Raw genomic sequence first — 13,769 nt, forward strand, 5'->3', positions numbered from 1 at the left:
GGCATGTACGACCGGGCCCGCATCAGGGCGCGTTCCTGGCACCGCGAGGACGACCGGCGCCCGGGGGCGGGTTCGTTTTCCGGCGACACCGCCGTGATCCGCGTACCGGACCGCGCCCTCAGCGGCAGCGGGCCCGGCCCACCGCCGCGGCCGTCGTCAGGGGCACGGTCAGGAGTGCCGCCAGCCAGAACAGGACCCGGTAATGGTGCGCCTGGGCGGTGGGGGCCGCCAGGGCGCCGGCCGCGGCGCTGCCCGTGTACAGGGCGACACCGAACATGGCCACGCCCGTGGCGCGGGCGGCCGGGGACACCGTCGTGGCCCACGACTGGAGCGTCGAGTGCATGAAGGACCAGCCTCCTCCGAGGAGCAGGGCGGCCACGACGAGTGGACCGGGGGACTGGCTGTACCCGGCGAGCAGGTACGCCACGGCCATCTGCGCCCCGCCGGCCACGATCAATCCTGCCGCGGACCACCGTCCGACGAGCCTCCTGACCACCTGGGCCGCCGCCATGGAACCGAGCCCGTACATGGCCGTGACCGCCCCGGCCAGGACGGCGGAGACCCCACGCGCCTCCAGGGCCGGGGCCAGATAGGTCAGGAAACCGAGGAGCACCGCACCCTCCAGGAACGCCACCGCCATCACGAACCACTGCCGCGGCGAGGACAGGACCGCGCGGAAGGGCGCCGACAGCGATCCGGCCGGTGTCCGCTCGGGCTCGGGCAGGCGGCGCAGGGCCACCGCGAGACAGGCGGCGAGGACGCCGGGCAGCGCGAACACCAACCGCCACGTGAGGTAGTGCGCCAGGGCTCCCGCAACCACCGTGGCCACGGCGGTGCCCAGCGCGAACGCGGTCATCAGCTCGCTGAGGGGGCGTTGCCGTGTCGCGGCGGGCACGGTGTCGCCCACGTATGTCAGGGAGGTGGCGATGGACGCGGCGAAGAACGCGCCGGCCAGGGCGCGGGCCGCGATCAGCGTGGGCGCGTCGGGGGCGAGAGCCGAGGCCAGGGCGGCCGGTGCCGCGCCGGTGAGCGACACCCGCATCACCCGCACGCGGCCCCACCGGTCTGCGGCCACTCCCCACACCGGCTGCATCAGCCCGTAGGCGAGGTAGTAGACGCTCGCGGCCAGCACCACGGTGGGGAGCGGCGCCCCGAGCCGGGGAGCGATGAGAACCAGCATGGGCGCGATGCAGAAGCGGTCGAAGTTGCTGACGAACCCGGCGGTGCGCAGCAGCCGCAGGGAGGAGGCGGGCAAGGCCGCCACCGGTGCCGACGCGGTGATGGTCACAGGGGGCGCTCCTTTCCGGAGGGGCCGACGAGAACGGGTGAGAAGGACGGACCGGTCCGGGTCAGATGCGGTCCGCCACCAGTTCAGCACCCGGGACGGCGGGGCCGTGGTCGCCGGCTATTACCATCACTCACAGGCTGTCGGCCCGGCTTCGTGCCTGGTCACGGCAGCATGGCAAGGGGGCGCCCGCAGCCGGGCGGACGCCCGCTGTCCGTGGGAGGGGGACCATGACGCGCGGCAGGCCGCCGGCCCCCAGTACCTGCACACCGCCCGCCCCGGACCACGGGCCCGCGCGTACCGGAGCCGGCCGCAGGCGCGGCGGCCGATGAGTCCCGCACCGGCACCGCAGGACGGGTCCCCCCGCCGTGAGTTGGGGGCGTTCCTGCGCTCCCGCCGCGCACGGCTGACGCCCACGGACGTGGGTCTGCCGGACACCCCGGGCCGCCGGACACCGGGGCTGCGGCGGACCGAAGTGGCGGATCTCGCCGGCATCAGCCTCTCCTGGTACACGTGGCTGGAGCAGGGCCGGGTGCGCACCTCGGAGCAGGTGTTGCGCGCGGTGGCCCGGGCGCTGCGGCTGGACGCGGCGGAGACCGCGCACGTCCTGTCCTTCACGCAGGAGGGCGGGCCACCTGCCGCTGCGCCCACCTGGGTCTCGCGCAACCTGCTCACTCTGGTACAGGCCATGGCACCGAACCCCGCTGTGGTGCTCGACCCGTACTGGGACCTGCTGGCGTGGAACGCCGGGTACGCCGCGCTGCTGACCGACCCGGCACGGCTGCACCCCAAGCAGCGCAACCTCTTGTGGCTGGTGTTCCGCTGGCCGCAGGCCCGCACCCTGCTCGCCGACTGGGAGTACGACGCCCGCGCCCTGCTCGGTCAGTTCCGGTCCCGGGCGGCCCGCAGGCCCGACGATCCGCGGTTCGCCGAACTCATCGGCGAGCTGCTGGCCGACAACGATGCGGCCCGCTGGTACGCGCGCCGGGAGACAGCCGGGTTCCAGCCCTCGGTCCGCCGCTTCCGGCACCCGGTCGTGGGCGAACTGCGGCTGCGGTACACGAAACTGGCCGCCGTGGACGAGCCCGGCCACCACCTCCTGACCTACCTGCCCGACGACCCCGACTCCGAGGATGCGGTGCGCCGCCTGCGGCCGGGCGGATGAGCCCCGGACGCCCCGCCGCCACGGTCCCTCCTGCTCGCCAGACCCCTTCCCGCTGGGGCCTGCCCCTCGTCCGGCGAACCCGGCGTCCGACGTGCGGTCGGCCGCCCGCACGGGGCCATACTCGTGATTCTCGATTCGGCAGGCTTCACCGCTACGGACCGACGTACCGATACGGACCCGTTCATGATCCGTGTGGAGGGAGACGAGCAGGACATACGCGCGCCCAACGCCCGCCATGATGAGGGGGAGCGGGATGATGCCCGTGCAGAAGTCCGATATGGCGTCCCGCACGCACCATTGAATCCGGCCCGGCGAGGAACCGGCGGCCGAGGACGTGCGGTACACGGACTGGAGCGCGGCGCTGCCCGTCGTCGCCACCGCACCCCGCGAGACCGACCGTTGGCACACCGTCGCCGAAGGCTGGGCGGCCGCCCTGTGCGTCCTGCTGCTGCGCGAGCGGCGCAGGCTCGTGGTGCTGGTCCACGAACTCGTCGCCGACCAGCACTGCTTCACGGCCGCCTTACAGGCCGGCCGGCCGGCGCGGTTCCGCGTGCTGCGGAAGCGCCTTCTGTTCGGCGTCTGCCAGCCAGAACAACAGTGGTGACAGCACCAGTTCGATGCCGCCCAGGACCAACTGGAAGGAGTGCGGCCGGCCGAGCTCGGCCAGCGACAGCAGGCGCCCGAGGGCGCCCAGCAGGAAGACTCCGGCCAGCCAGCGCACCATCACCGGGGAGATGGGTGACTGCCGGGCCACCAGGAGCCAGGCGACGCCGTATCCGGTGAAGATCGCCCCGAAGAACCGGCCCAGACTGTCGACGGTCGGACCGGCCGAACTCCCGCCCGGGATCGCGGTGTTGCCGAGCAGTACGTGGACGAGGCCGATCGCCACGCAGGCGTACCCCATCGCCAGCACGAGTCCCCGAAGTGCCCTGCTTTTGGCCATGTTCGTGTTCCGCCCGTCGCTAGTAGACGTGTGTGTACCAGACGACTATGTCCCTCTAGTAGACGCGTGTCTAGTAGCATGCGTCCGTGCCTCCACGTCAGCGACTCAGCCCCGCCGAACGCCGTGCCCAGCTGCTCCATGTCGCGGCGCGGCTCTTCGCGGCTCGCCCGTACGACGAGGTGCTGATGGAGGACGTCGCGGAACAGGCCGGGGTCTCCCGCGCCCTGCTGTATCGCCACTTCCCGAGCAAGCCGGACCTGTTCGCCGCTCTGTACCAGCGCGTGGCGGACCAATTGCTCGCCAAGACCCGCCTGGACCCCGCCGACACCCTCGTCGAGCAACTCATCGAGGGACTGGACGCCCACATCGAATACTTCGCGGAGAACCGCCACACCGTCCTCGCGGCCAACCGCGTCCTGGCCGGCGACCGCCTGGTCCAGACGATCATCGCCGACGAACTCGACGCATTGCGCGAACGACTGCTCGGAGCGCTGCCCGTCACCGACGACACCACTCGGCAGGCGGTGTCGGGCGTCCTGAAGAGCTGGCTGGTCTTCGTCCAAGTGCTGTGCGTGGACTGGCTCACCGAACAGACCTGCACCCGCACCGAGCTACGGGACGTGTGCATCGGCGCTGTACTGGGTGCGATCCGTCCCCTCCTCGATGAAGATCCCGCTCCTGACTGGCCCCCGCCAGGATGACTCCGCCCGGTCGGTACGGCACGGGCTGTGCGGCCCGGCCCGGGGTGGGCCGGTCGTGGTCGGGCGAGGGAGACCAGGTCCCGGTAGTCCTCGTTCCACAGGTTCTCGGCCGCGTCCGGCAGCAGCAGGACGCGGTCGGGGCGCAGGGCGTCGATGGCGCCCTCGTCGTGGGTGACCACCGCGATCGCGCCGGGGGAGGGGCCGTCAGCGGCCAGGGCCTCGGTGCGGGAGGCAGCCTCAACCCGCACCCCCAGCGCCCGCTTCAGAGAACCAGAACCAGAACCGAAACTTGTCAGAACAGCCATGCGCAGCATGCCTACAAGGAGGTCATGCACGCACGCGACCTCCTAGTGCCACATCAGGCAACGTTCGCACTGTCGATGGCTACTCTTACGACGTGGCCGATGAGACGGACAGTGGGAGCGGCTCGATCCGACGCCCCGCATGGGACCACCCGGTCATGGCCACCGTTGCGCTGGAACTGGTCGGCCTCGCTGTCTCCGGGCTGGTCGCTCTGGTGGGGTGGCCGTTCGCGTGGCTGCCCGATACCAGTCTCGTCGGCCTCCTGACGGGCCTGATGGCGATCGGGCCTGCGGCTGAGTTGTACCGCGGGGCGAGCCCGCCACGTCGGTTTGCTGTCGTCGCCGCTCTCCTTGCGCTGGCAACGGTGAGACTGCTCGTGGCTGCAGCAGTGAGCCGGATCTTCCCTACGCTGGCTGAACCGGGCGTCGACAGCCTCGTCGGCTACCTAGTGGCGTTGCCCGTCGGCGTAGCTGTACTGGCTTGGTTCCTCACCAGGGCGGGGTGACGCGGTACGGACCGACGGAAAACAGGGAAACCGGGCATGGGGTTGACGGAGCGGCCGGCTGAGCAGTTCGTCGTCGCCCGAGAACCCTGTACGGCGCAAGGCCGCCGCCGGGTGTCCGGCCCGAGCCGGACCGCTATGTGGCCGCAGAAGGAGAGGGCCGTACCGCAAGCCGGTTGCTCGACTGCTGCGGGGGTATCCGCAGTGGATGATCGGGACACTCGCAGCAACACCGGTATCTGTGGCACACGCCCTTGTGGGACGCAAGAACTCCCGGCATGCCCGGGCTCGCCGTCGCCGTGGCCGGCTGCACCGGCGGCTGCTCGCCTACCGCGAGGTCCAGATCGTCCATGCCCCTGCCCCCAGGGCGCGGGCCGACAGCCTGCTGCTGGTACATACCCGCCGCATCGTCGGCCAGCTCACCTACGAATTGTGCGAACAGTGCGCGAGCGGAGTCATCACCGAACTGCAGGTCACCTCCCCGCTCCAGGACAGCGGACTGGGCACCCGCGCCGTGGCCCACCTCCGCTCCTGCTACCCCGACATCACCTGGCACAGTGGCCTCACCCAGCGCATGACACGTGAACTCTCCCGACGTATGGGACTGCCGCGCACCGGCGCCGGACGTGGCTGCGCGCACACCTCGCCGGGCCAGGAGCCGGCCGTCAGGCCCGTGCCCTCCGCAACATCCGGACACTGAGAGCGCCTCATGTCCAGCCCGGTGCCCGGGTCCTGGCCGAGGACGGTGACGACTGGACGCGTTGCGTGGACGCCCGGGTGGGGGACGCGACCGACCCGGACGCACTCGCCCGAACCTACGACGCCAGCCGCAAAGCAGCGGGGACGCCCGTCCTGCCCTCCGGGCCTGGGTGCTCGGCGGTTACGCCGCCTGGGGCACATGCCGGGCCAGGAAGTCGCGCGTCAGCACGGCCGCCTCATCGTCGGCGCTCTCAAGGAGGGAGTGTCTCCGCCCTTCATCACGTGGTCTCGGCGTTGCCGGGCCGCGACAACGGTGGTCACGAGCGGGAGGCGCGGGCCGGCCGAGGGCCGCTTGTGACTCGTCGACGAGTCCGGTCAGGCTCGCGACCTCGGCGTCGGTCAACTGTTCGGCAACCTCGGTGCCCCGGCTCGTAACCACGAACGAGGACGCGGACGGGTACTGCACGACCACCCGCCCTCCGGCGCGTGAACCAGGCGGCTTCGAAGACCGCCTCCGCGAACCGGCGGGCGGCGACCGGCGGGACCATGTCCGTGCCCCGGGGCGGGCCCGTTCTCACCGGCGCCCTGGCCGCCACATCAGGCGTGGTCGGACACCGGCAACCTTCACGTCCGCGTCGCGCGATCGTGCGGATAGGCGGCGGACCGGTGCTGGAAGGAGAGGATCTTCGGGTTCCGGACAACACCGTCGCGGATCTCGATCGCCCTGCTGATCGTCGCATCGGCCTCCCAGGCCGCCGGCCCTTCCAGGACCCTGCGGAGATACGGCACGACAGCCTCGCTGATCTCCCACGTAGCGGAATCCCACAGATACGACGGGCTGTGGTCGACCGCGTAGTAATGGCAGCCGGCGCCTACGGAGTACATCGGCTCACCGAAGGTGGTCGGGCGTGCCCACTCGAAGCCCATGCCCTCGTCGCACGACACGTCCACGAAGTACGTCCCGGGCCGGAACAGGCCCAGCTCCTTCTCCGTGACGAACATCAGCGGCGCGTCGGTGTCCTGTCGGACGCAGTTGACGACGATGTCGAACCCGGCCAGGTACTCCGCGAGCGGTACCGGCCCGGCGGACGTCAGGGCCTGGATACGGGACGGATCGTCCGGCTCCTCCTGGAAACTGGCCATCACCACGGACGACATCGGCGAGGCGACCGCCACCGCGTCGCGCTGGGTGAGCACCGTGACGTCGGACACGCCCATGGCGCCGAGCCCCGTCACCGCACCGCGCGCCGTCGCGCCGAAACTGATGACCACCGCACGCAACCGCCGCCCGTAGCTGCCGGTCACGCCGCCGAGCTGCAGCGCGTGCAGGACGGAGCTGTAACCGGCCAGCTCGTTGTTCTTGTGGAAGACGTGCACGCTGAAGGCGCCCGCGGCGGTCCAGTGGTTCATGGCTTCCCAGGCGATCACGGTCAGCCGTCGGTCGATGCCGAGCTGGGTGAGCTTCTCGTCCTGGACGCAGTGCGGCCATCCCCACAACACCTGACCGGTGCGCATCGCGGACACGTCCTCGTGCGTCGGCTTGGGCAGCAGCAACACGTCGCTCTCGGCCATCAACTGCTCGCGGGAGCGCAACCCGGCGACCAGGGGGCGCAGCGCTTGGTCGTCGAGGCCGAAGCGAAGGCCGTAGCCGTGCTCCAGGAAGACGCGCTCGCGTACGTCAGGGTCGAGGCGGTCGAGATGACGGGGGTGCAGCGGGAGGCGGAACTCGTTCTCCTTGTGAGGGGAGGACATCACGCCGAGAGTCAGCAGGCTCATGCGTCGCTGCCCGGCTGCTCGTCCTGCGCCTGTTCGCCTTGTTTGCGGGCGACCGCGGTCTCGTACCGGCGCACACGCTCGGCCAGGGGAGGCGGAGTCTCGTCCAGGCCGGTGGCGGACCCGCTGGCCATCCGGGCACACACGCCCTGGCAGGCCACCGTGGACCCCTCGGCACCACGGGAGACCAGCACGGCCTCCGCGTCGGGCGCGGTTCGGTAGTCGAGGCCGCAGATCGCGCAGGTCAGGCCGGAGAGCGTCTCTTCGGTCGGTGCGGAGCGGCTGCCACGGTGGTGGCTGGAGATGGAAGCTTGCGAATACATCGGTCCTACGTCCTCGGGAGCCGACGGCCCCGGGCTTGCCGTTCTCCGAGAGCGACACCGAAAGGGATGACGGCATGCGAGGTACGCCCGGTACTCCCAATGTACTCCGCAACGCGCCAAGTTCGAACGATCGCCGTAATCTCGGCGCGGGGAGGCTCCGTCTGAGGCGGCCCCGGATGCAGGCCGATCGCCAGGTGGCCGGCGACGTCCGCGCCTGGCAGCGCGCCGCGTAGGCCACCGCCCGGGCCTGACGCAGGCCCTACATGGCGGTGTGTACCTTGAAATCAGGATGCCCCGACAAATTGGCCCCGCTTTCTGGGCCGTTGGGGCAGGTACGGGCGTCCGCGCCGAGTCGTGAAGCGCACCGCAGCCAAGCACTGCGCCGACATCGTGAGGCACCCGATCCGTACGACACGCCAAGGCGGCGTGACAGGTGCCGTCCCCCTACCGCCCGAGCCGGTTCCTTGCGCGACGCGTCGTGTGACGCGTTCGTCCGCAGGCCGGTGCCGGGAGATGAGGCTCCATGCCGACCAGCCCCCACCCCTCGATGACCGCATGCCCCCGCTCCGGTCCCACGGCCGCCGGTCTTCGCTCCGCTCACGAACGGCAGGACCGACGATGACCACAGACACCGACACGACACCACACGCGAGCGACACGATCGCGCCTGCCCGCGAACAGCGCTCGGGAAGTGACTTCTCGCGGCTGTCCAAGCAGATCAAGGAAGCCGGGCTGCTGCGGCGCCGTCCCTTTTACTACAGCGTGCGCATGGCGCTGGTGGCAGCGGCCTTCGCTCTGGGCTGGCTGGTCTTCACGATGATCGGCGACAGCTGGTGGACGCTGCTCGCCGCCGTGTTCCTCGCCGCGGTCTTCGGACAGGTCGCACTCGTCGCCCACGACGTCGGCCACCGTCAGGTCTTCCGCCGCAGCCGTTCGAGCGCGCTGCTCGGGCGGCTCGCCGCCAACACGGGCATCGGTATGGGATACGGCTGGTGGCAGGACAAGCACTCCCGTCACCACGCGAACCCCAACCACGAAGAGCTCGACCCCGACGTGGCCCCCGACATCCTCGTCTGGAGCCAGGCCCAGGCCCGCAAGGCCACCGGCATGCCCCGCCTGCTCGGCAAGGTGCAGGCCTACCTGTTCTTCCCGCTGCTGACACTGGAGGGCTTCAACCTGCACGTCGCGGGGGTCCGGGCACTCGCGGACCGCTCCCTCAAGCAGCGCCGGATCGAAGGCACTCTGCTCGTCGCCCACTTCGTCCTGTATCTCGGCGCCCTGTTCCTCGTGTTGTCTCCGGGCAAGGCCGTGGTGTTCCTCTTCGTGCACCAGTGCCTGTTCGGGCTCTACCTGGGGGCCATCTTCGCCCCGAACCACAAGGGAATGCCGACGCTCACCGGCGCCGACCGGCTCGACTACCTGCGCCGACAGGTCCTCACCTCCCGCAACGTGAGCGGGAACTGGTTCACCGATGTGGTGCTCGGCGGGCTGAACTACCAGATCGAGCACCATCTCTTCCCGAGCATGCCCTCGCCGAACCTGCGCAAGGCACAGCTCGTCGTACGCCGTTACTGCGACGAACTGGGGGTCACCTATCTCCAGACCTCGCTCATCGCCTCCTACGGACAGGCGCTCCGGAGCCTGCACCAGGCGGGCAGCCCGCTGCGACAGCAGTCACGGCTCGTATGACCGAGTGTCACCACAGCCCGGCCCCTCAGGCGCACGTCGCGCCGGTGGGGACAGGGCCCGGCCCTGTCCCCACCGGCCTCAGGTCCGGTCCATACGGCGTTTGTCCTGCTCGTCCCAGGCGCGGGTGTCCCGGGGCTCGGAGTACGGCTCCGCCCCCGCCGGGTGACCGCCCGCGATGGCCTCCTGGCGCGCCGTCTCCGCGTCGATCTCCAGACCCAGCAGGATGGCGAGGTTGCTGATCCACAGCCAGATGAGGAAGACGATGACGCCCGCCATCGTGCCGTAGGTCTTGTTGTACGAGGCGAAGTTCGCCACGTAGAACGCGAACCCCGCGGAGGCGACCAGCCACAGGATCAGCGCGAGGCAGCTGCCAGGGGTGATCCAGCGAAAACCCCTGACCTTCGCATTCGGTGTCGCCCAGTACAGGAGCGCGATCATGAAGGTGACCAGGACGACCAGGACGGGCCACTTCGCGATCGACCACACCGCCAGTGCGCTGTCGCCGATGCCCAGCACCTTGCCGGCCTGACGGGCCAGTCCGCCGGTGAAGACCACGATGAGCGCGCTGGCGGCGGCCAGCACCATGAGCACCACGGTGACACCGACGCGCAGGGGGAGGACCTTCCACAGGGGACGGCCCTCGGGCATGTCGTAGACGGCATTGGCGCTGCGGATGAACGCCGCGACATAGCCGGAGGCCGACCAGACGGCGAGGACGAGACCGGCGATCGCCAGGACGGACCCGGTGCCGCTGCTGTCCTGCAATTGCTGCACGGCCTGCGTGATGGTGTCCCGGGCAGAGCCGCTGGGGAGTTGCTTCAGCTGGGACAACAGCTTGTCCGTGGTCGACTTTCCGGTGATGCCCAGCAGGGAGACGAGCACCAGCAGCGCCGGGAACAGCGACAGAACTCCGTAGTACGTCAACGCGGCCGCCCGGTCGACGAGTTCGTCATCCTGGAACTCGCGCAGACTGTTCTTCAGGGCGGCCCCCCAGGACCGCCTCGACAGACCGGACGGACCGTCCGGCGCCTTCTCCTCCACTTCCTCGTCCGGACCGAACCGGTGGGCGTCGGTCTCTGGTGCCGCTCGCCCCTCTGGTGCCGCACCGTCGTCCGTGCGGCGCTCGCCCTCGTCGTGCCCTTGTTCCGTCAAGTGACCCATGGGCGGCGGGTAGCCGGTTCCGCCGTTCTCATGCCCACGCAGGGCCGCAATCGCCGCGAAGCCGGGGGCCGTTGTGGCCATGAGAGCGGTCGGCCGCACCGGGCCCCCATCGCTCGCGCCGCAGTGGCGCCGGTCCACCGCTGCGGCCGCGGTGGTGGAGCGGAACCTCCTGCTGGGGAAGTGCCGGGCGCGACCAAGCCGCGACGCGAGCGGATCAACGCCATGGCCGACCGAGCGGACGCGGTGATCGAAGGCGCGGCCGTCGGGGCAGGCTTCACGTTCGTCGACGTTTGTCCGGCGTTCACCGGGCACGGGGTCTGCGGCCCGGGAGGGATGGGCAATGAGTGGCTCCTGCGCATCAAGAACGACTGGGAGTCCTACCACCCCACCGCCACCGGCCAGTACGCGGGCTACCTGCCGCCCGTGAGTGCCGCCATCGAGCCCTGGCCGGCCCCGGACACCCGCGGCCCCGGCCCTCGCCCGCCCACGGCGAGCGCCGGGGCCGCTCCGGTGGGCGGGAAGCGGTCACCGGGGGGATGACCTGCCGGCGACGCCTGGCCGCCTGGAACGAGAAGGTCGTCCGGAACCAGTTGCGTGTGCTGCCGCTGGAGAAGCTGCGTTCGTAGACCAGCGAAGCAGCGGCGCGAAACAGCGGCCTCCTCGCTGGTCCCCATCAGCTCTTGTCCGCGCTTGTCACGTCGGTGGCCGCCCGTGCTGCGGCGGTGCGATATGGCCGCGCGGCGGACCGTTCAGGTGGTTCTGACGATGGTGCCGGCGGCTTCCAGTGCGGCGACCTCGTCGGCGGGTGCGGTGCTGTCGGTGACGAGGGTGTGCAGGAGCGTGGAAGGGCCGACGTATGCGAAGGCGCTGCGGCCGAGTTTGCCGCCGTCCGCGGCGACGATGGTCCGTCGGGCCACGGCGATGCCCGCCTTCTTCACCGCGGAGTCGTCGAGGTCGTAGGCGGTCAGGCCGTCGGCCGCGCTCAGTCCGCAGCAGCCGACGACGGCGGTGTCGAAGCGCAGGGCTGCCAGCGAGGCGAGGGTGAGGGGGCCGGTGAGGGCGCCCTCGGAGGCGCGGGGCTGCCCGCCGGGCAGCATCAGCGTGGCCGGGCCCGGTGTCTCGCCGAGGAGGCAGATGGCCTGCAGGGACAGGGGCATCACGGTGACGGGCCGCTCCCGCAGGAGGCGGGCGACCTCCAGGCACGTGGTGCCGCTGTCCAGCAGGACGCTCTCGCCGTCGGCGACGAGCGCGGAGACCTCGGCCGCGATCCGGCGCTTGGCCTCGACCGCCTCGTGTGCGCGCAGCGCGAAGGGTGGCTCCTCGCCCCTGAGCAGCAGGGTGCGGGCACCGCCGCGTACGCGTTCGAGGACACCCTGGGCGGACAGGGCGTCGAGGTCGCGGCGGATGGTCATCTCCGAGGCTCCGGTCAGTTCCGCGAGTTCCTGGACCGTGATGTCACCCGAATCCCTGACGGCCTTCGCGATCAGCTTGTGCCGGTCTGTGTTGCTCATACCGCGATTGAACACCACCTGCTAACGAACATCTAGATGTTCGTTAGGTATGGTTACGCACATCGAATGCGTTCGTTATGGTGGATCGCATGGAACGTTCTCTTCGAGCCGCCCGTGTGGCGACCTATGTCTACTTCGTTCTGTGCGGCACCCTCATGGGCACCTGGGTGGTGCACATCCCGGCCATCGAGGAGCGCGTGGGCATCAGCCATGCGGCCCTGGGTGGCCTGCTGGTGCTGCTCGGCCTCGGAGCCTTCACCGGAATGCAACTGGCCGGTCGGCTGACCGACCGCCTGGGCGCACGCGTCGTGGTCCCCGCCGGGGGAGTGCTGTGCGGGGCGGCCATGGTGTTGCCCGGTCTTGCCCGGGATCCGTGGACGCTGGCGGGCGCCCTGCTGGTCTTCGGGCTCTTCAACGGCGGCCTGGACGTGGCCATGAACGCCCACGCCGTGCACGTGGAGAAGGCGTACGGCCGGCCCGTCATGTCCGGCTTCCACGCCACGTTCTCCGTCGGCGGCGTCCTGGCCGCGATCTTCGCGGCGGGTGCCGTGAGCGCGGGCCTGAGCCCCGCCCAGGGCATGGCCGCCACGGGAGCCGTGAGCATCGTGATCGCCCTGACGTCGGCACGTGCCCTGCTGCGTGCTTCTCCTGCCACGGCCGACACCGGCTCGGCGAAGGAACCCGGGGCGGCACCGGCCGACACGCGCCGCGGCGCCACAGGACGCGTCCGGCTCCTCGCCGTCCTGGCGCTGATGGTCATGCTCTGCGAGGGCGCCGCCAACGACTGGAGCGCCCTGCACCTGAAGGACGTCCTCGGCGCGTCGGTCAGCACGGCCGCCTTTGCGTACGGCACCTTCGCCGCGGCCATGACGATCGGCCGGCTGCTCGCCGACCGCGCGGTCTCCCGGTTCGGCTCCATGCCGATCCTGCGTCACGGCGCCACCTCGGCCGCCGCCGGCATCACGCTCGTGGCTCTCGCCCCGTGGCTGTGGGCCGCTTTCGCCGGCTGGGCACTGTTCGGGCTGGGCCTGTCGGGCTGCGTCCCGCAGCTGTTCAGTGCGGCCGGGCACGCCGATCCGGCCGCCGCCGGCGCCAACGTCTCCCGTGTCGCCGGGCTCGGCTACCTCGGCATGCTCGCCGGTCCTGCCGTCATCGGCTGGCTGTCCCACCTCGTAGCCCTCAACCACGCCTTCATCCTGCTGACCCTGCTGTGCGCGACCACCGCCGTGGCCGCCGGGGTCCTGCGCACCGGAACCGACCGTACGCACCGAAACGAGATGGCACACAGCGGCCACTGACCCTGCCGCCCCCGCACTCGCATGGCGGTGCGTCAAGCGGGACGGGGGTCGGCGCATCGACTGTCCACGGCTCCGCGCGCATCCGCGTCTTCAGCGGAAACCCCGGCACCGGACTGCTTACCGAAATCGCCCGTTCTGCTCGGTTGGCCGGCCGAAGTCCAGGGCCCTGCCGCGACGTTCGAAGCGCGCCGGTTGTGCGTGGCGACAGTTTCCGAGTGACTCCGCACCGTGGCCCACGGTGTACCGGGTACTACTCGCGGTAGCATGGCGACGGCACGGTCGGACGGATCCATGACGCCCTGCGCAGTCACGTCCGTGAAGCCGACGGCCGCCACCCCGAGCCGGGCGCCGGTCCGGATCGAAGCGGATGCTCGGCTGGTGGCGCGGCATGATCATGGCGATCACGGTCTTCGCCG

General features: G+C 70.8%; 14 protein-coding genes and 1 pseudogene. 8 read left to right on the forward strand and 7 right to left on the reverse strand.

The genetic code is table 11. The annotated features are described in order from the left end of the window. Positions 1–118 precede the first annotated feature (118 nt). Positions 119–1,288: an MFS transporter gene (locus tag ABZY33_RS29185; RefSeq protein ID WP_356494687.1), complete on the reverse strand. Its 1,170-nt coding sequence runs from the start codon at positions 1,286–1,288 to the stop codon at positions 119–121. Positions 1,289–1,613: 325 nt separating this feature from the next. Here ABZY33_RS29185 and ABZY33_RS29190 point away from each other — a divergent pair, with 325 nt between their 5' ends. Then, positions 1,614–2,450: a helix-turn-helix transcriptional regulator gene (locus ABZY33_RS29190; RefSeq protein ID WP_356494688.1), complete on the forward strand. Its 837-nt coding sequence runs from the start codon at positions 1,614–1,616 to the stop codon at positions 2,448–2,450. A gap of 334 nt (positions 2,451–2,784) precedes the next feature. Further along, positions 2,785–3,054 (forward strand): hypothetical protein, encoded by a 270-nt coding sequence (locus tag ABZY33_RS29195; RefSeq protein ID WP_356494689.1) that lies wholly within the window; start codon positions 2,785–2,787, stop codon positions 3,052–3,054. Here ABZY33_RS29195 and ABZY33_RS29200 read toward each other — a convergent pair. Next, a complete protein-coding gene (locus ABZY33_RS29200; protein ID WP_356494690.1) occupies positions 2,971–3,393 on the reverse strand; it encodes a DUF4345 domain-containing protein in 423 nt (140 codons plus the stop codon). The two genes, ABZY33_RS29195 and ABZY33_RS29200, sit on opposite strands and share 84 nt — an antisense overlap. Before the next feature lie 86 nt (positions 3,394–3,479). Here ABZY33_RS29200 and ABZY33_RS29205 point away from each other — a divergent pair, with 86 nt between their 5' ends. Further along, positions 3,480–4,094: a TetR/AcrR family transcriptional regulator gene (locus ABZY33_RS29205; RefSeq protein ID WP_356494691.1), complete on the forward strand. Its 615-nt coding sequence runs from the start codon at positions 3,480–3,482 to the stop codon at positions 4,092–4,094. Between the two features lie 62 nt (positions 4,095–4,156). Here ABZY33_RS29205 and ABZY33_RS29210 read toward each other — a convergent pair. Continuing rightward, positions 4,157–4,336, reverse strand: a pseudogene (locus ABZY33_RS29210) (ABC transporter ATP-binding protein); the annotation flags it as partial. Positions 4,337–4,491: 155 nt separating this feature from the next. Here ABZY33_RS29210 and ABZY33_RS29215 point away from each other — a divergent pair. Both ABZY33_RS29215 and ABZY33_RS29220 read left to right on the forward strand, forming a co-directional pair. Continuing rightward, entirely contained in the window at positions 4,492–4,902 is a 411-nt protein-coding gene (locus tag ABZY33_RS29215) for a hypothetical protein (protein ID WP_356494692.1), read from the forward strand. Positions 4,903–5,140: 238 nt separating this feature from the next. Beyond that, complete coding sequence (locus tag ABZY33_RS29220; protein ID WP_356494693.1) at positions 5,141–5,599, forward strand: hypothetical protein; 459 nt, start codon at positions 5,141–5,143, stop codon at positions 5,597–5,599. Positions 5,600–6,222: 623 nt separating this feature from the next. On the opposite strand, the gene ABZY33_RS29225 is transcribed toward ABZY33_RS29220, so the two are convergent. Both ABZY33_RS29225 and ABZY33_RS29230 read right to left on the reverse strand, forming a co-directional pair. Next, a complete protein-coding gene (locus ABZY33_RS29225; protein ID WP_356494694.1) occupies positions 6,223–7,374 on the reverse strand; it encodes a N(5)-(carboxyethyl)ornithine synthase in 1,152 nt (383 codons plus the stop codon). Further along, complete coding sequence (locus tag ABZY33_RS29230; protein ID WP_356494695.1) at positions 7,371–7,694, reverse strand: hypothetical protein; 324 nt, start codon at positions 7,692–7,694, stop codon at positions 7,371–7,373. Before ABZY33_RS29230 ends, ABZY33_RS29225 begins: the two co-directional genes overlap by 4 nt. A gap of 618 nt (positions 7,695–8,312) precedes the next feature. Here ABZY33_RS29230 and ABZY33_RS29235 point away from each other — a divergent pair. Next, positions 8,313–9,383 (forward strand): acyl-CoA desaturase, encoded by a 1,071-nt coding sequence (locus tag ABZY33_RS29235; RefSeq protein WP_356494696.1) that lies wholly within the window; start codon positions 8,313–8,315, stop codon positions 9,381–9,383. A gap of 78 nt (positions 9,384–9,461) precedes the next feature. Here the strand turns inward: ABZY33_RS29235 and ABZY33_RS29240 are convergent, their stop codons facing one another. Next, positions 9,462–10,544, reverse strand: coding sequence for a YihY/virulence factor BrkB family protein (locus ABZY33_RS29240; RefSeq protein ID WP_356494697.1), 1,083 nt, complete (start codon positions 10,542–10,544; stop codon positions 9,462–9,464). 222 nt (positions 10,545–10,766) lie between these two features. On the opposite strand from ABZY33_RS29240, the gene ABZY33_RS29245 reads away from it, so the two are divergent. After that, positions 10,767–11,084, forward strand: a complete 318-nt coding sequence (locus tag ABZY33_RS29245; protein ID WP_356494698.1) for a hypothetical protein — start codon at positions 10,767–10,769, stop codon at positions 11,082–11,084. 209 nt (positions 11,085–11,293) lie between these two features. On the opposite strand, the gene ABZY33_RS29250 is transcribed toward ABZY33_RS29245, so the two are convergent. Next, positions 11,294–12,055, reverse strand: coding sequence for a DeoR/GlpR family DNA-binding transcription regulator (locus ABZY33_RS29250; protein WP_356494699.1), 762 nt, complete (start codon positions 12,053–12,055; stop codon positions 11,294–11,296). An 89-nt stretch (positions 12,056–12,144) separates the two neighbouring features. Here ABZY33_RS29250 and ABZY33_RS29255 point away from each other — a divergent pair, with 89 nt between their 5' ends. Further along, positions 12,145–13,353, forward strand: coding sequence for an MFS transporter (locus ABZY33_RS29255; RefSeq protein ID WP_356494700.1), 1,209 nt, complete (start codon positions 12,145–12,147; stop codon positions 13,351–13,353). Positions 13,354–13,769 lie beyond the last annotated feature (416 nt).

Source organism: Streptomyces sp. NPDC006552 (assembly GCF_040611655.1).
Classification (GTDB): Bacteria; Actinomycetota; Actinomycetes; order Streptomycetales; family Streptomycetaceae; genus Streptomyces.